The sequence below is a fragment of the Sphingomonas nostoxanthinifaciens genome, from assembly GCF_019930585.1.
Classification (GTDB): Bacteria; Pseudomonadota; Alphaproteobacteria; order Sphingomonadales; family Sphingomonadaceae; genus Sphingomonas_I; species Sphingomonas_I nostoxanthinifaciens.
Genome location: NZ_CP082839.1, coordinates 143,983 through 160,983, shown reverse-complemented (window position 1 = coordinate 160,983; position 17,001 = coordinate 143,983). Strand labels below are relative to the sequence as shown.

The following is a 17,001-nucleotide window of genomic DNA, read 5'->3' as shown; positions in this document are numbered from 1 at the left end:
GCGGCGCGCTGATGGAAAACCGATCGAACAACATGCTGGTCGGCAGCGTGGTGCTGGTGCTGCTGGCGCTGACCGTCGCCGCGATCATCTGGCTCGCCGGCTTCGGCGGCAGCCACGAGGCGAAATACGACATCCTGTTCAAGACGTCGGTCGACGGGCTCGCCAAGGGCTCGGCGATCACCTTCTCCGGCGTGCCGGTCGGCAAGGTCGACGATATCGCGATCCTGCCCGATCAGCCCGAGCTGATCCGCGTGCGCATCGCGATCAAGGACACCACCCCGATCCTGCAGGGCACCACCGCCACCATCGCCGGCGTGGGCTTCACCGGCGTCAGCCAGATCAACCTCGACGGTGCGGTCAAGGGCGCGCCGCCGATCGACCAGCCCGGGCCGTTCGGCTATCCGCTGATCCCGCCCAAGACCGGCGGCCTCGGGGCTTTGCTCAACAACGCACCGGCGCTGCTCGACCGGCTGACGGTGCTGACCGAGCGGCTGACCGACCTGCTCAACCCGCAGAACCAGAAGTCGATCGGCGACATCCTCGCGCATATCGACACGATTTCCGGTGCGCTCGCCGATCGCAGCGGCGACATCGCCGACACGCTGGCGCAGGCCAAGGTGGCGATCAAGCAGGCGGGCGACGCGGCCGAGCAGATCGGCAAGCTGGCCGACCAGACCAACCAGCATATCGGCCCGATCCTCGACAATCTGAACAGCGCCGTCGCCTCGGCCAAGCACAGCATGGCCAATGTCGACGAGGCGGTGAACGATGCCAAGCCGGGCCTGAAGGCGCTGTCGACGCAGACCGTGCCGCAGATCAACCAGTTGATCCGCGATCTGGGCGACACGGCGCAATCCTTGTCGACACTGTCGGGCCGGCTCGATCGCGGCGGTGCGACCTCCCTGCTCGGCGGCGATCGCCTGCCCGACTACAAGCCGAGGAAGAAATGATCCGATCGCGCCTCGCCTGCCTCGCCCTGATCGCCGCCCTGCCGCTCGCCGGGTGCGTCCGCTTCGGCGCGAAGCCGCCGGCGAGCCTGATGACGCTCGCGGCGACGCAGCCGCTCGCGCCGGGCAACGCGATCAGTACCGACGATGCGCATGCCGTGGCGGTGATGCCGCTCAGCGCGGTGGCGGTGCTCGGCACGCAGCGCGTGCTGGTGACCGACGGCGCGACCGAGGTGGCTTACCTCAAGGGCGGCCTGTGGGCGGCGGCGCCGGCGGTGCTGTTCCGCAGCCTGGTGGCGGAGACGATCACCACGCGCACCGGCCGCGTCGTGCCCGGCCCGCGCATGCTCCAGTCGCAGCCCGACACGCGGCTGTCGGGCCAGGTCTCGTCGTTCGGCCTCGACGGGCCGGGCCATGCGGCGGTGGTGACGTTCGACGCGGCGCTGACGCGCGAGGGCTCGCCCACGCTCCAGTCGCGCCGTTTCTCCGCACGCGTGCCGGTGACCGTCGAGGATCCCGCGCATGTAGCGACCGCGATCAATCAGGCCGCCAATCAGGTCGCCGCCGAAGTCGCCGACTGGATCGGCCGGTAGCGGATAGGCTGACGTCGCGTTCGTGGCGCATAGATAACGCGCGCCTCAACGTCAGATCTCCCGGTTGCGCCCGGCTAGCGCCGCGAAGACGATGACCAGCGCGCTCGCGACGATGAGCAACGATAATGATGCGCTCCAGCCGCCGGTCGCATCGTGCAGCACGCCGACGAGCAGCGGCCCGGCAGCCGCTCCGGCATAGCCGATGAACTGCGCCATGCCCGATAGCGCGCCCGCCTGATGGTGATCCCGCGTGCGCAGCGCAAACAGCGACAGGCTCGTCACCATCGCAATCCCGGCGCCCATGCCCCCGACGATGAGCCAGAGCAGCGACAGATCGGGCCGGACGAGCAGGCCCACCGTGGCGATCAGCAGACACATGCCGCAGCTGAAGCCGAGCAGTCGCTGGTCACGGAAGCGCCGAATCAACGACGCACTGCCCAAATTCGTCGCCACGGCGACCACCTGATAGACGAGCAGATACATTCCGGCGGCCCCCGGCGACACGCCCGCGTCGGCGACGTAGGACGCGAACCAGTCGACGATCGAATAGAATATCAGCGAGTGGAGCGCGAAGAAGAGCGACACTTGCCAGCCGACGGGATGTCGCCAAGGCGACATGGCGCTGATGGCTGATGTTGGCGACAGCTGATGCTGCGACGCCCGCATCTGCGGCAGCCAGACGAGCAGCGTCAGCAGCGAAAGCGCACCCCATGCGCCCAGCGACCATCGCCAGTCGGCGAAGGGCAGTCGCGCAATCGGCACGGCCAGTCCTGCGGATAGGCCCGCCATGCCGGCCATCGCCGCGGCGTAGAGGCCGATCATGCCGGTCGCGTTGTCGGGAAAGTCGCGTTTGACCAGACCGGGCAAGAGAACGTTCCCGAAGGCGATGCCCGCGCTGAGCAGGACTGTTCCGATCCACAGCCCGCCCGGAAGCCACAAGGAGCGCAGCATCGTGCCGGCGAGGATCGCGGCAATCGACGCACCGAGGATGCGTTCCAGGCCATGGCGACGGCCAAGGCGTGGCGCGACCAGCGACAGGATTGCGAACAGCAACAGCGGCAACGCGTTCAGCAGCCCCGCCGCGGCGCCGCTCAGGCGCAGCGACGCCCGGATATCGGGCAGCACCGGTCCAAGGCTGGTGATCGGCGCGCGCAGATTGGCGCCGATCAGGATGATACCCGCCGCCAGGGCGAAGCCCGAGCCGCGCGTGGCGGCGATGTCAGAAGAGCGCATTGGTCAACCCGGCACAGCACGATGCGCGCGAACGCGCGTCGTGATCGTGGTGCGTTGGTTGACGTTAACGCTTACGCGAGCAGCCTACGGCTCCTCGTCTGACGGCGCAGCTATGCGAACGGATCGCGAAGGTCAACGCACGGCCGATGAAGCCGCAGGCGGCTAATGGGCCCGATCCAGCGATAGCTGCCGGGCGCAGAGCCCCTCCGGATGCCACGTCTGGGTCAGCGTCGTGGGGGGCTGGCTGGCGTCGTGAAGGATCAGCGCGAAGCCTTGCCGGGGAACCGCGCCGATCGCCATCAACAGCATGGGCGGCCCCGCTTCGATCATCAGGTGATTGCCCGGCCCGCGTCCGATCCGAACGCCGTCCGGCGTCTCGAGACAGGTATCGCCCGCGACGGCGAAGAAGGCTTCCGGCCCCGAATGGACATGGAGCGGCGCCGTCATTCCGGGGTCGAAGATCGACCGGAGATATTCGGCGGCATAAGTGGAGGCCGGCGTCACCGGCAGCGGCCCGACGATCGACACATGCTCGCCGCCTTTGGCCCGCCATCCGGCCTTGGCGAGCGTGAACAACCATGTCGATCCGAACGCCTCGACCACGACGCTGCTCGCCGTGCCGGCCTGCGCGGCGGCGTCCGTCGACGGGAAGCGGTCGAGATGCCAGAAGATCTTGCCGGCGGGCAGGGATGCGAATTGTTTGCGGGCGAGCAGGCAGGCCGGGCCCGGCTCCTCGATCGCGCCGCATTGCCGTATCGTCGCCTGGGCCCAGGCCCCCGACGGAAGTGCAGCCGCCGTGATTGCCGCCAGACCGACCAGGATTGCCCGCATCATTCCGCCCCGCATCGGAAAGCCCCATGCAGAGAATGTCCGCTTCGCGCCGCCGCGACAAGTGTCTTCATCGGGGGAGCCGAAGACGGTCACTGGCCGAAGACCTTGCGACGTCACGGATCGACGCGCGGCGCCGCCTTGAAGCCTTGCGCGATCACATACCATTCGGAGGAATCCTTGCGGCTCGCCGGCGGCTTGGCGTGCTTCACGGTCGTGAACATGCGCTTGAGCGTCGCGACCAGCGCGCTGTCGGCGCCGCCCGCCAGCACCTTGGCGACGAAGGCACCCCCCGGCCGCAGCACGTCGCCGGCGAACTCCGCCGCCGCCTCGACCAGCCCCATCGTGCGCAGATGATCGGTCTGCGGATGGCCGACCGTGTTCGCGGCCATGTCGGACAGGACGAGATCGGCCTTGCCGCCCAGCGCCTCCGCCAGCCGCGCCGGCGCGTCGTCGTCCATGAAATCGAGCTGGAGGATGGTCACGTCGTCGATGGGATCGACCTCCAGCAGGTCGATGCCGACGATCCGCGCCGCGGCATTCTGCCGCCGCACCACCTGCGACCAGCCGCCCGGCGCGATGCCGAGATCGATCACGCGGGTGGCGCCGCGCAGCAGCCCGAACCGTTCGTCCAGCTCGATCAATTTGTAGGCGGCGCGGCTGCGATAGCCCTCGGCCTTGGCGCGGCGCACATAGGGGTCGTTGAGCTGGCGCTCCAGCCAGCGCGTCGACGACGCCGTCCGGTTGCGCGCGGTCTTGACGCGCTGGCGCCCGCCGGTGCCGCCGCGGCTCATGCGCGCTCTCCCGTCTCGTGCGCCATCAGCCGGCGCAATATGCCCTCGCGGATGCCGCGATCGGCCACGCTCAGCCGCTCGGCCGGCCACAGATCGAGGATCGCCTCGAGGATCGCGCAGCCCGCCACCACCAGATCGGCGCGCTCGTTGCCGATGCACGGCAGCAGCGCGCGTTCGGCGACGTTCATCCGCGCCAGCGTCTGGCCGAGCCCGCGCATCGCATCGGTCGGCACGATCAGCCCGTCGACCGCGCTGCGATCATAATTGGGCAGATCGAGGTAGAGGCTGGCGAGCGTCGTCACCGTGCCGCTGGTGCCGAGCAGCCGCCCCGGCCGCACCGCGCGCCGCGCCAGCACCGCGCGGAACGATTCGAAGGCGCGCGCGACATGATCGCGCATCCGCTCATAGGCGGCGAGCAATTCGCCCGCGTCGTCGCCGATATGCGGCTCGCTCTCGCTCAGCGACACCACGCCCCACGGCGCCGAGAACCAGTCCTCGATGCTGGGAGGGCCGCCGGCCTCGTCTCCGAGCAGGACGAGCTCGGTCGAGCCGCCGCCGATATCGAACACCAGAGCCGGGCCGGTGCCGGGTTCGAGCAACGCCTGGCAGCCGGTGACGGCGAGCCTTGCCTCCTGCTCGGCGGTGATGATCTCGAGCTGGATGCCGGTTTCCGCCCGCACGCGCGCGACGAAGTCTCGCCCGTTGGTCGCGCGGCGGCACGCCTCGGTCGCGACCGAGCGGACGAGGGTGACGTTGCGGCGCTTGAGCTTGTCGGCGCAGATGGCGAGCGCGGCGACCGCGCGATCCATCGCCGCTTCGCTCAGCCGGCCGCTGGCGGCCAGCCCCTCGCCCAGCCGCACGATACGCGAGAAGGCGTCGATGACGACGAAGCCGTCGCCCTGCGCGCGCGCGATCAGCAGGCGGCAATTGTTGGTGCCGAGATCGAGCGCGGCATACGTCCCGCGCTGCGGCTGGGCCCGGCCGGCCCGGGGCGGAGGCACCGCGTCGCGGCGGGGGCCGCGCCGGGGCGCCGCGTCGGTGGCGCGCTCTGGCATGTTGATACTCTTATCTTTTCCGGATCGGCCGGGCCGCCGGTACTTGAAGGCGACCCTATCGGCTGGCGGAGTATCGGGCAAGCCGCCGCCGTTTGTTGACTCACGCCCCGGCCTTGCCTATCTCGCCGGCCGCACGCTGCTGCTGCCCTGTCGTCTAAAGGTAAGACTACGGACTCTGACTCCGTTAATTGAGGTTCGAATCCTCACGGGGCATCCAGCACAAAGGCGGTTCGCCTCACCTCTCAGGAAATGGCTGTCTTACCGGGTGGGTGGATGACCCTGGCTCGGTCGCGCCGGATACGTGAGATGATCGTCCTGCTGCCCATGCCAGCGGAAATGGCACCCGGCATCCCCAGGTCCGGACGGCAGCGAGCCACGGCCCTGTGCGCTCCGGCGAGGGAGCGCCCGACGGGAGTAGCCGGGCGGCGGCGCGGGCTGGCCCAAGGAAAGCCTCGAATATCATATGGTTAACGCCATCGATGCACGTTCACCGATCGTCGAATTGATCTCAATTTACAGTCGCCGGGCGTCGGCGATGCTATGCGCGCTCCACCCAAGGTTCCCCTAATTGACCTTGGGCGGCGCCTCGTTGGGCATACCCCCTTCCCATGCCCCGCGAGGCGCCCATAGCTCGCCATATCGGCGATCGACGTCGCGGCGTGACGATGCCGGCAAAGGCCGCCATAAGCGCGCAATGTCCACGCTCTCCCCCGCTCCCACCGCCACAACCGCGTCGCTCCGCACCGGCCCCTATGCCGCGTTCCTGTTCGACATGGACGGTACGCTGCTCACCTCGATCGCGGCGTCGCGGCGGGTGTGGTCGGGCTGGGCGGCGAGGCATGGGCTCGACGCCGCCGATTTCCTGCCGCGCTCGCACGGCATGCGCATCCCCGACATCATCGCCAGCCTCGCCATCCCCGGCGTCGATCCGGCGCGCGAGGCGGCGATCATCGTCGAGCGCGAAATGACCGACCTCGCCGACGTGAGCCCGATCGCCGGCGCGGCCGACTTCCTCCGTGCCCTGCCGCCCGAGCGGTGGACGGTCGTCACCTCCGCACCGCGCGCGCTGGCCGAGGTGCGGCTGCAGGCGGCCGGTCTGCCCAAGCCGGCATTGCTCGTCACCGCCGAGGATATCGAGCGCGGCAAGCCCGATCCCGCCTGTTTCCTGCTCGCGGCCGAGCGGCTGGGGGTCGCCCCCGCCGATTGTCTGGTGTTCGAGGATGCGGCGGCCGGCGTGCGCGCCGGCGTCGCGGCCGGGGCCGAGGTGCTGGTCATCACCGCCGTGCACGATGCCGCGGCCGGGCTTGGCCATGCGGCCGTGCGCGATTATCGAAACCTGCGGATCGGCGCCGGAGAATATGGCCTGCAGCTGACGATCGTCGGCGACGACGGCTGAATGCCCGCCACGTGAGCGGCTAGGGCGATCAAGCGGTTGCCAGCCACGAAAGTGCATACAATAGTCGCCTGAAGAACGCAGAATCATGCTGCGTCGATGGAGAGGCGCAGAATGGCCGCGATCGGACGACGCGCGAGGAGTCGCGCGGGAGCAAGCGCGGCCGCGCTCATGCTGCTGGCGGGGGTGATCCGCGCCCAGTCGCCCGCGCCACCCCCGCAGCGGCCCGATGCCGCGATCGCCGCGACCTATGCCGAGACCTGCGCCGGCTGCCACGGCAGCGATGCGCGCGGCGGACGCGGGCCGGCCCTGCTCGATCCGCGCCTGCTCGCCCAGCTCAGCGACCGGCAGATCCACGATACGGTAATGCAGGGCGTGCCGGGCAGCGAGATGCCGGCGTTCAAGGATGTGCTCGGCGACGACCGCATCTGGCAGATGGTCGCCTATCTCCGCACGCATGCGGCGGCGCTGCAGGCGGCGCCGGCCTTCGTGCCCGATCCGGACGGGCGCGTGATCCGGACCGCGCGGCAGGCGGTGCGGATCCATGTCGTCGCCAAGGGGCTGTCGACGCCGTGGGGCCTCGCCTGGCTGCCCGACGGACGGATGCTGGTGACCGAACGGCCAGGCCGCCTGCGCATCGTCACCCGCGACGGGCGCCTGCTGCCCGATGCGGTGCGCGGCACGCCCAAAGTATGGGAACGGCAGGATTCGGGGCTGCTCGATGTCGCGGTCGATCCCGATTATGCGCGCAACGGCTGGATCTACCTCGCTTATGCCGAGGTCGTTCCCGGCCATGTCGTGACGGCCGAGGAAGCGGCCACGCCCACACCCGGCCGGCATGTCGCGAGCCCGCCGTCGATGACCGTCGTCGTGCGCGGCCGCATCAGCCGCGACGGGCGCTGGATCGACAATCAGGAGCTGTTTCGTGCGCCGCCCGCGCTCTATACCGCCAGCGGCGCGCATTATGGCTGCCGCTTCCTGTTTGACGGGCACGGCCACCTGTTCTTCTCGCTGGGCGAGCGCGGCGACATGACCGATGCGCAGCGGCTCGACAGCCCGCTCGGCAAGATCCATCGCATTAACGACGACGGCACCGTCCCGCCCGACAATCCGTTCGCCCACACGCCCGGCGCGGTGCCGACCATCTGGAGCTACGGCCACCGCAATCCCGAGGGGCTGGCATTCGATCCCGCCACCGGGCTGTTGTGGGAGAGCGAGCATGGCCCGATGGGCGGCGACGAGCTCAACATCATCGCGAAGGGCCACAATTACGGCTGGGGGGTGGTGTCGATGGGCATCCAGCCGGGCATCACCAAGCGCGACGCCCCGGGGATGGACCCGCCCATCGCCTATTGGACGCCGGCGATTGCGCCGAGCGGCATCGGCTTCTACGCGGGCACGCGCTATCCCGGCTGGACGGGAAGCCTGTTCGTCGCGGGGCTGGTAGGCCAGCAATTGCGGCGGATCGCGATCGAGGGACGCAGCGTGGTGTCGCAGGAGATCATCTTCCACGATCTGGGCCGCACGCGCGCCGTGCGGACCGGGCCCGATGGCCTGCTCTACGTCCTCGTCCAGACGCCCACGGCGGGCTTCGGCCTGTCGGATCCGACCCCGGGCATGGTCATTCGGCTGGAGCCGCTGAAATGAGGATTTCCGTTCTGCTCGCCTGCATCCTTGCGGCCGGCGCCGCCGCAGCAGACGCGGCCAGCGTCACCCGCGCCCCGTTCGGCACCGCGCCCGACGGCCAGGTCGAACTCATCACGCTCGCCAACGATCATGGCATGACCGCGAAGGTGTCGACGCGCGGCGGCGCATTCGTCGAGCTGGAGGCGCCCGATCGCAACGGGCGTCCGGCCAACGTCGTCCTCGGCCATGACGGCTTCGCCGAATGGGAGAAGGCAGGCGGGTTCAATACCGTCATCGGCCGCTTCGCCAACCGCATTGCCAACGGCGGCTTCACGCTCGACGGCCATTTCTACCCGATCGGCGGCGCGAGCCCGGCGAACAAGGTGGTGCTGCACAGCGGGCCGAGCGACTATGCCGGGCGCATCTTCGCCGCCGCGCCGTTCCAGCATGGCGGCGACGTCGGCGTGATGCTGACGCTCAAGAGCCCCGACGGCGACGGCGGCTTCCCCGGCGCGCTCGATCTGACGATGACCTACACGCTGACCGCGGCGAACGTGGTGCGGATCGACTATCGCGCGACCACCACCAAGCCGACCGTCCTCAACCTGACCAACCACACGTACTTCAACCTCGCGGGATCGGGCACCGGCACGGTCGACCCGCAGGTGCTGCAGGTGTTCGCGAGCCGCTACACGCCCGCCGACGCGCGCCAGATCCCGACCGGCGAGCTGGCATCGGTGGCGGGCACACCACTCGATTTCCGCACGCCTGCGCGCATCGGCGAGCGGGTGCGGTCGAGCACCCCGCAATTGCTGATGGCCAAGGGCATCGACCATAATTTCGTGCTGGACGGCACGCCGGGCGGCGCGCCGTTCGACGCCGTGCGCCTGACCGATCCGGCGAGCGGGCGCGTGCTGACGGTGCGCACGACCGAGCCGGGGGTGCAGATCTATACCGGCAACGGCCTGAACGGCGGCGCGGTCGGCACCGGCGGCCAGACGCTGCGTCAGGGCGACGGCATCGCGTTCGAGACGCAGCATTTCCCCGACAGCCCCAACCAGCCGACCTTTCCCACCACGGTGCTGCGCCCGGGCCAGACCTTCCGCTCGACCACCGAATGGGCCTTCTCGACCGAGGGCGGCGCGCGGTAACCGCGTCTCGCGCTACGAAGCGAGCGCCCTCAGCCCCGAGAGCGAGGGCATGAAGAAATATTCGCCACCGCTGGAGGTGACGAAGCGCGGCACGTTGTTCAGCACGCCGCCGCCATCCCACGTGGCCGAGCGCACCGGCGCCTGGCCGATGATGAGGTCGATGCCCGGGTTCGGCGGCAGCACGCCGATTCCGGTGTAAGGCGGCACGAAGGGAATAGACGTCGCGTTCGCCCACGACGTCTGGATGAAGTCGAACTTGTCCACGATCGACGACTGGTAGCAGACGAACAGCAGCCCGCGATCGCCGAATTCGACGTCCGAATTGTCGTAGGAGATGCCCGCGCGCAGGATGCGGCGCTGCTCGGCATTGCCGACGCCGGCCTGGATGTCGCTGCGCGGATAGACCCGGCGGATATGGGCGTTGAACGGGCAGCGGGTCTGCGCGACCTTCTCCACGCCGAATTCGAAATCATTATTCTCCAGCGGATGATCGCCATCGTGCGCCGGATTTGGACGCATAGGATCGCGCGCCAACGGGCTGCCATCCTTCCAGCGACCGATCAGCTTGGCCGCGAACGCTTCGGGCGACGGTGCCAACCCGGAAAATTCGGCCCGCGTGTAGTCGCGAAAGGCCTTCACGTCCTGCTGCAGCCGGCGGAATACCATGTAGGAACCGTCCTGCATCCACGGCTGCGGTGGGGTGGACGCTGTTCCCAGCTCGCTCTCATAAGGGCCCAGCAGAAAGTCGCCGAGCTCGACGAGATCCTGCCCCGGAAAACCCTGATCGTCGGCCGCGATCGGCTTGTGCAGGCCCTTCACGCCCGGCTGCGAGACGCCGTCGGCGAAGCCGAACATCTCATGGCCGGGCGCCACGCGGTTGAGCGAGCCGACCTCCTGCGCGATCACCGTCAGCGATGCCCCGAACAGGCCGAGCACCTCGCCCGCGGCGTCGAGCGCCATCGTCTCCGCCTGATCGATGTCGGCGTCCCAAGCGGCAACCAACAGCACGCCGTCGATCTGGCGATCCAGATATTCGGGCAGCCATTCGGTCGTATCGTCGCCGAGCATCTCCGACAGGTTTTCCATGCCGTCGATGAACGAAGGGTCGGCGCCGTCATACAACATGCCCAGCTCGGCGAGACCGATGGCGGAAAAGGCGATATTGGTTTTCACGACGGTATCGAGATCAGGCGGCGGCGGCACGTCGCAGCAGGCATGTTTGGCGGACGAAACCTTCGCCGCCGCCTCCTCATATTTCCGCGTGACGTCCAAGGTGGCGATGCGCGGTATCAAGGTTTCAAGCGCCGCCTTGAATCCGCTGACGTCGACGATCTCGAACATCAGAAATATCTCGGCCTTCTTCTGAAGACCGATGAGTATATCACCCTGGATATTCCGCTCGTTGATCTGCGGATCCGGCGGATCGAGAAAGATCTGTTGCCCCATAAGTCCCCCCAAGGCTCGATCGAGCGAGTCGCGACCGTATCGGGACGTCCCGCCGGGAGATATATAGTATGTTAGACCGCCGATCCTGGCCGCAGCCGCGGCTATTTTGCCGCGGGCTTGTCGGGGAAGTTCTTCGCCAGATAATCGGTGATCTGCGCCAGTTCGGCCTCGCTGGCGTCGGCGCCGCGGCTCGCCATCGTGTCGACCAGATCCTTCCAGCCGGCCGGGCTCAGCCGCTGCTGCGCCGCGATTTCGGGCGCGTGGCAGGCGGAGCAGACGCGGACCATCAAATCGTGCGCCGGGCCCGCCGGCAACGTGCCCGCCGTCGCCGGGGCTGCTGCTGCCGGGGCCTGCGCACGCACCGCGCCGACGGACAAGGTCGTCGCGAGCGCGACGATGGCGAGCGAAAGCGTGCGCATGATCCCGATTCTCCTCACGGCCGCACGATATGGGATCGCGCGGCGGTTGCCAGCCTGAACGCCAACGATGACGGTTCGATGCCTGCGCGCGTCACCGTGCGCCGTCGGGCAGCGACCAGGCGATGACCTCGTCGCCGTCCAGCCTGGTGATATTCTGGCTGCCGCCGGTCGCCACCACCGCGACGAACTCGTGGCCGCCCGCACCGCCATAGACGATCGGGGTCGAGGCGGCGGCGGCGTCGAGCTTGGTCGTCCACACCTCCTTGCCGGTGGCGGTCTCGAACGCGCGGAAGCGTTCGTCGTCGGTCGCGCCGACGAAGGCGAGGCCGGTCGTGGTCAGCGTGGTGCCGCCCAGCCCCGGCCGCCCGGTCTCGCGCAACGCTTCCGGGAAGGCATCCGTCACGCCCAACGTCGTGCGCCAGGCGATCTTGCCGGTGTCGATGTCGACCGCGACCATCTGCCCCCACGGCGTCGGCCCGCATGGCAGCCGCCGGTCGGCGTCCCAGAAACGGCGCGTGCCGGCGAGTGGGCCCTGATTGACGTAACTGCCGTCGGCCTGGCGCACCATCCGCATCGGCTGGGCGAGGTTGTTGATATTGGCGACGAACAGCCGCCTTTTGGGATCGAACGCGCCGCCATAATAATTCACGCCACCCTGCGTGCCGGGCAGCGAGACGGTGTAGCGATCGAGCTCGAGCGGGGTGAAGATCGGCCCCAGCTTCATGGCGTTGTCGTCGACCAGCTTCGCGCAATAGGCCTCGTGCGCGGCCTCGCCCTTGTAGAGGTTGGCGCGGCTGAGTTCGGTCTGCGCCAGCGGCTCGGGAAGGACGGGGAAAGGCTGGGTCGGCGAGAGCTGCTCACCGGGGATCGTGCTCGGCGGCACCGGGCGTTCCTCGACGCCGAACACCGGCTTGCCGGTGACGCGGTCGAGCACGAACATCAGGCTGTTCTTGTTGACCGAGACCAGAGCCGGGATCGTGCGGCCGTCGCGCTTCACGTCGACCAAGGTCGGCGGCGACTGCGTGTCCATGTCCCACACGTCGTGGTGCACGACCTGGAAGTGCCAGAGATATTTGCCGGTCGCGGCGTTCACCGCGACGATCGAGCTGGAGAAGAGGTTGTTGCCGGGCCGATCGATGCCGACGCGATCGTTGTTGGGCGCACCATAGGGCATGTAGAGGATGCCGCGCGCATCATCGACCGTCATCCAGCCCCACACGTTGACGCCGGAACGGTCGCGCCAGCTGTCGCCGCCCCACGTCTCGTGGCCAAGCTCGCCGGGGCGCGGCACCGAATGGAAGGTCCAGACGAGCTTGCCGGTGCGCGCGTCCCATGCGCGCGTGTCACCGGCGGGGCCCTTGCCACCGTTCGACCCGCCCGGCCCCTCGCCCGGCCCGGCGCCGGTAAAGATCAGGTTGCGCCACACGAAGGGCGGCGACGGCTGGATGTAGGCGGCGTTGGGCTGGCCGTTCATCACCTCGGGCGTCTTCAGCTCGACCACGCCGTCGGTGCCGAACCACGCGTTGAGCGCGCCGGTGCGCGCGTCATAGGACAGCATCCGGCCCGCGCGCGTGCCGACGATGATCGCCGGCGGACGCGTGCCGTCGCCGGCCCACCACGATACGCCGCGGATCGAGGCGACGTCGTTGTTGGGCAGGATCGCGGACCATTTCTCCACACCGGTCGAGGCGTCGAGCGCGACGATCCGGCCGTAGGGCGTCGGCAGGTACATGGTGTTGGCGACGACGATCGGGATCGCCTCGGAGATGAACAATCGCGCCGGCGCGGGCTTGTCCGCGGAGGCGGCGGGCTTCATGTGATAGACCCACGCCTGGCGCAACGTGGCGACGTTGGCGGGCGTGATCTGGCGCAGCGGCACGTAACGCTGCGCGCCGAAATCGCGATTGTTGCTCGCCCAGTCGCCCGGCGCTTCGGCCAGCGCCGGCATGGCGAGCGCGAGGCCGAGCAGGCCCGGCAGAGCGATACGCATCATCCTCATCCTCTCGTTCGGCGGGTTCGGCCCGCTCGTGCCTAATGCGTCTCGGCGAGCTGCTTCATCGCCGCGAGCGCGCCGGCAAAGCGCGTCTGCAGGCGCTGATGCTCCGACGCGCGCACCGCGTCCGACGGCATCGCCGCCTGATCGTAAAACAAGGTGTAGACGAGCGTGGTGCGCGTCGGCCCCGCCGGCTCGGCCGCGAGCGTGCCGTGATAGGCGAAGCCGGCCATGTTGCCGGCGGTCTGCCAGTAGGAATAGCTGTGCGCGGTGCGGCCGACCATCGCCTCCAGCGTGGTGCCGTTGAGCCGGCGCACCGAGCCAACGTCGCCGCTGCCCGACACCGTCTCGCACGTCAGCTTCAGCCAGTCGGCGATCGCGCACCAGCCGCCGATCCGCGCCCACACCGCGTCGATCGGCCGCTCGACGGTCACCTCGTTGCGGACGGCGACATAGTCGGTGGCGCAAGCGGTCATGGCGACGGCCGCGACCGTCGCGGCGGCCAACAGGGCGACCGGCTTAGCCATTGTCGGGGATCGTCGGCTTGTAATCGACCAGTTCGTCGACCGGGTGCTTCGCCGCCCACGAAATGCCCCGCAGCAGCATCGCCTGGATCTGCGGGTTCTTCATGTTGGCGTAGGTGTGGCCCTGCATCCAGACGAAGGCACGCGCCGGCTGGCCGCCGGGCAGGCTGTGCTCGTAGGTCCAGATCTGCGGCACGACCTGGCCGACGCCGCCGCCCTTCCGTGCCGCCTCGGTATCGTCGATCACCGTGGTCGCCAACACGTGCATCGCCGGGTTCTTGGCCCAGGTCATGCGGTAGAAGCTCTCCTCGGGCTCCAGCGTCAGGTTCGTCATCCCCTTCATGATCGGCGAGGCGGGATCGACGATCGTGTAGGGCACCTTGGCGTCGAGCGTGTAGTTCACTTCGCCATGTTTCTTGCCGCCGCCGACCAGCATCGCCATCTCGGCGGGATCGGGGCCGCACAAAGCATCGTGGAGGATGACGATGCCGCCGCCGCGCTTCACATAATCGAACAGAGCGGCGTGCTCGGCGGGGGTCATGAAGCCGACGTCGCCCTTGTACATCACGACGACGTCGACGCCCTTCAGCTCCTCGGCGCTCGGCGCGTGGAGCGATCCGTCGACCACCGCGCCGTGGCGCGTCAGCAGCTTGCTCCAGTCGGCGAGGAATTGCGGATAATCGTGCTGGCCGGGCAGGTGCGTCTTGAGGCCGGCGCGGATGTAGACGTGCATGCCGGCGAGGTTCTGGCCGGGGATGCGCGGCTTTTCCGATCCGGTCGAAACACCGTTGCGATCGATCCCCGGCGGCGCGGCCATCTGCGCTGTCGCCCCGGCCGCCCACATCGCGAGCAATGCCGCTGCCAAGCCTGTCGCCGTCCGCTTCACCATCGCTCTCCTCGTGTTTCTTGTTCTTCGCGTGATCGGGGCGGCGGCTATTTCACCGTCCAGCCCCCGTCGATCATATAGTCCGCACCGGTCATGAAGCCGGCGAGATCGGAGCAGAGGTAGGTGACGAGCCCGCCAATCTCCTCGACCTTGCCCCAGCGGCCGACCGGCAGCGCCGCGAGGAACGCCTCGTTCGCCTTGGGATCGTTCATCACCGCAGCGTTCATCGGCGTGCCGAACGGGCCGGGGCTGATCGCGTTGACGGTGATGCCCTCGCCCGCCAGCTCCAGCGCGAGCGCGCGGGTGAGGCCGAGCAACGACGCCTTGGCCGAGGAATAGGCCGTCCGGCCGGGCAGCGAGATGTGCGCCATGATCGAGGCGAGGTTGATGATCCGGCCATAGCCCGTCCCCATCATGCCCGGCACGAAGGCGCGGCAGGCGAGGAAGGTCGAGATCAGGCTGGAATCGACCACGCTGCGAAACTCGTCAAGCGTGAAGTCGACCAGATTCTTGCGGATGTTGGTGCCGGCGCTGTTGATGAGGATCTGCGGGTGGCCGAAGCGCGCGCCGATCTCGTCCGCCAGTCGCGCCACATCGGCCTCCACCACCACGTCGGCGGTGAACAGCTCGACCGCCACGCCCTTCGCGGCGATGGCGTCGCGCAGCCCCTCGAGCTTGGCGGCGTTGCGGCCGACGAGCGCCAGCGACGCACCGGCATCGGCCAGGGCCGCCGCCATCGCTTCGCCGAGGCCGCCGCTGGCGCCGATCAGGACGGCGGTCTTGCCGGAAAGGTCGATCTTCACATGCGTCTCGCTTCTGGTCAGGGTTGCAGGTCGGCGGGGATGTCGCGCCGGTTGGCGCGCTCGCCGGTGGGATCGATGAACAGCCACAGGAACGCGCCGATCGCGGCGAACGCCGCCATCACGTGCAGCACGCGCGCCCAGTCATTGTCGTAATGCTTGAGGATGTAGCCGCCGACGAACGGCGCCACGAAGCCCGAGAAATTGGCGAACATGTTCATCGCCGCGCCGACGGTGGCGGTGTAGCGCCGCCCGATCTCGACACAGGCGTTCCACGAGATCGGCATGGTCACGTCGCCGAAGAAGCTGATCGCCGCCATGATCGCGATCGCCGGGCCGACGCCGTGGACGGTCGGCAGCAGCAGCAGCAGCGCCAGTACCACCACATAACAGCCGGCCGCGATCCAGCGGCGCGGCAGATGCAGCGGCAACAGCCCGCTGACGATCGAGCCGAAGCCGCCGAACAGCAAGGGCAGCACCGCAAAACCGGCGGTGGCGGCGGCGCTCTGCCCCTGCGCCTCGCTCAGGTAGGTCGGCAGCCATGTGACGAAGAAATACCAGATGTAGGACCAGCAGAAATATTGGCACATCAGCAGCAGCACCTGCGGCTGCAGCAGCACGCGCAGCCAGTGGCCCTGATGCTGCGTCACCATCCGGTGCGATTCCTGCAGCAGCGCGAGCTCGGCCTCGTTCACCGCCGGGTCGTCCGCCGGATTCTCGCGGAAGCGGGCGAGGAACCACACCGCCCAGATCACGCCGAGCAGCGCGAACGCGACGAAGCTCAGCCGCCAGCCGAACAGGGTGATGCCGAGCAATGCGAGCGGCGGGGTCACCGCGCCGCCCCAGCGGGTCGAGGCCCACATCAGCGCCTGCGCGCGGATGCGCTCGCGGCGCGGCAGCCACTGGCTGAGCATGCGCGTGAGGTTGGGGAAGCAGCCCGCCTCGCCCGCGCCGAACAGGAAGCGGATCACCCACAGCGACGTCATGTTCCACGCGGCACCGGTGAGCGCGGTGAAGAAGGACCAGGCGATGACGATCTGCCCCAGCACGCGGCGGACGCCCTTCTTGTCGCCGTAGAGCCCCATCGGGATCTCGAACGCGGCATAAGCGAGGCCGAACGCGCCGAGCACGCTGCCGAGCTGCTGCTTGTCGAGCTTGAGATCGTGCGCGATCGGCCCAGCGGCCTGGCTGATCGCGACGCGCTGAATGTAGGAGAGGATGGCGAGCGTCAGCGCGAAGCCGACGACGCGATAGCGGACGCGCGTCGGCGTCATGCGCGGCAATGTCCTGCTCGTGCGGTGCCGCTCGTCATC

The 17,001-nt window shown here is 68.7% G+C and carries 16 protein-coding genes and 1 tRNA gene; 6 read left to right on the top strand and 11 right to left on the bottom strand.

The features are described from left to right. Positions 1-11 precede the first annotated feature (11 nt). Together K8P63_RS00760 and K8P63_RS00755 are read left to right on the top strand one after the other, a co-directional pair. Positions 12-950, top strand: a complete 939-nt coding sequence (locus tag K8P63_RS00760; RefSeq protein ID WP_223797992.1) for an MlaD family protein — start codon at positions 12-14, stop codon at positions 948-950. Then, on the top strand, positions 947-1,540 hold the full coding sequence (locus K8P63_RS00755; protein WP_223797991.1) for an ABC-type transport auxiliary lipoprotein family protein: 594 nt from the start codon (positions 947-949) through the stop codon (positions 1,538-1,540). The genes K8P63_RS00760 and K8P63_RS00755 overlap by 4 nt, the downstream gene beginning before the upstream one ends. Positions 1,541-1,591: 51 nt before the next feature. Here K8P63_RS00755 and K8P63_RS00750 read toward each other — a convergent pair whose 3' ends face one another. From K8P63_RS00750 to K8P63_RS00735, 4 genes are all read right to left on the bottom strand, one after another. Beyond that, positions 1,592-2,773: an MFS transporter gene (locus tag K8P63_RS00750; RefSeq protein WP_223797990.1), complete on the bottom strand. Its 1,182-nt coding sequence runs from the start codon at positions 2,771-2,773 to the stop codon at positions 1,592-1,594. Between the two features lie 162 nt (positions 2,774-2,935). Next, the gene (locus K8P63_RS00745; RefSeq protein ID WP_223797989.1) at positions 2,936-3,697 is read right to left on the bottom strand and encodes a cupin domain-containing protein; all 762 of its coding nucleotides are present in this window, start codon (positions 3,695-3,697) and stop codon (positions 2,936-2,938) included. 20 nt (positions 3,698-3,717) lie between these two features. After that, a complete protein-coding gene (locus K8P63_RS00740; protein WP_223797988.1) occupies positions 3,718-4,395 on the bottom strand; it encodes an RlmE family RNA methyltransferase in 678 nt (225 codons plus the stop codon). Then, entirely contained in the window at positions 4,392-5,450 is a 1,059-nt protein-coding gene (locus tag K8P63_RS00735; protein ID WP_223797987.1) for a Ppx/GppA phosphatase family protein, read from the bottom strand. Before K8P63_RS00735 ends, K8P63_RS00740 begins: the two co-directional genes overlap by 4 nt. Before the next feature lie 143 nt (positions 5,451-5,593). Here K8P63_RS00735 and K8P63_RS00730 point away from each other — a divergent pair. From K8P63_RS00730 to K8P63_RS00715, 4 genes are all read left to right on the top strand, one after another. Continuing rightward, a tRNA-Gln gene (locus tag K8P63_RS00730) sits at positions 5,594-5,667 on the top strand. A gap of 477 nt (positions 5,668-6,144) precedes the next feature. Next, entirely contained in the window at positions 6,145-6,846 is a 702-nt protein-coding gene (locus K8P63_RS00725; protein WP_223797986.1) for an HAD-IA family hydrolase, read from the top strand. A 111-nt stretch (positions 6,847-6,957) separates the two neighbouring features. Continuing rightward, a complete protein-coding gene (locus tag K8P63_RS00720; protein WP_223797985.1) occupies positions 6,958-8,490 on the top strand; it encodes a PQQ-dependent sugar dehydrogenase in 1,533 nt (510 codons plus the stop codon). Continuing rightward, positions 8,487-9,620 carry an aldose epimerase family protein gene (locus K8P63_RS00715; protein WP_223797984.1) on the top strand — a complete coding sequence of 378 codons (1,134 nt, stop codon included), beginning with the start codon at positions 8,487-8,489 and terminating at the stop codon, positions 9,618-9,620. Before K8P63_RS00720 ends, K8P63_RS00715 begins: the two co-directional genes overlap by 4 nt. A gap of 12 nt (positions 9,621-9,632) precedes the next feature. On the opposite strand, the gene K8P63_RS00710 is transcribed toward K8P63_RS00715, so the two are convergent. The 7 genes from K8P63_RS00710 to K8P63_RS00680 all read right to left on the bottom strand — a co-directional run bounded on the left by K8P63_RS00710 (position 9,633) and on the right by K8P63_RS00680 (position 16,962). Beyond that, the gene (locus K8P63_RS00710) at positions 9,633-11,066 is read right to left on the bottom strand and encodes a Dyp-type peroxidase (protein WP_223797983.1); all 1,434 of its coding nucleotides are present in this window, start codon (positions 11,064-11,066) and stop codon (positions 9,633-9,635) included. A 101-nt stretch (positions 11,067-11,167) separates the two neighbouring features. After that, positions 11,168-11,485: a c-type cytochrome gene (locus tag K8P63_RS00705; RefSeq protein WP_223797982.1), complete on the bottom strand. Its 318-nt coding sequence runs from the start codon at positions 11,483-11,485 to the stop codon at positions 11,168-11,170. Between the two features lie 91 nt (positions 11,486-11,576). After that, positions 11,577-13,475: an outer membrane protein assembly factor BamB family protein gene (locus K8P63_RS00700; RefSeq protein ID WP_223797981.1), complete on the bottom strand. Its 1,899-nt coding sequence runs from the start codon at positions 13,473-13,475 to the stop codon at positions 11,577-11,579. 41 nt (positions 13,476-13,516) lie between these two features. Then, positions 13,517-14,005 carry an SRPBCC family protein gene (locus K8P63_RS00695; protein WP_223797980.1) on the bottom strand — a complete coding sequence of 163 codons (489 nt, stop codon included), beginning with the start codon at positions 14,003-14,005 and terminating at the stop codon, positions 13,517-13,519. Beyond that, on the bottom strand, positions 13,998-14,888 hold the full coding sequence (locus tag K8P63_RS00690) for a ThuA domain-containing protein (protein ID WP_223797979.1): 891 nt from the start codon (positions 14,886-14,888) through the stop codon (positions 13,998-14,000). The genes K8P63_RS00695 and K8P63_RS00690 overlap by 8 nt, the downstream gene beginning before the upstream one ends. 47 nt (positions 14,889-14,935) lie before the next feature. After that, the gene (locus K8P63_RS00685; RefSeq protein ID WP_223797978.1) at positions 14,936-15,691 is read right to left on the bottom strand and encodes an SDR family NAD(P)-dependent oxidoreductase; all 756 of its coding nucleotides are present in this window, start codon (positions 15,689-15,691) and stop codon (positions 14,936-14,938) included. 17 nt (positions 15,692-15,708) lie between these two features. Next, positions 15,709-16,962, bottom strand: a complete 1,254-nt coding sequence (locus K8P63_RS00680) for an MFS transporter (protein WP_223797977.1) — start codon at positions 16,960-16,962, stop codon at positions 15,709-15,711. Positions 16,963-17,001: the final 39 nt, after the last annotated feature.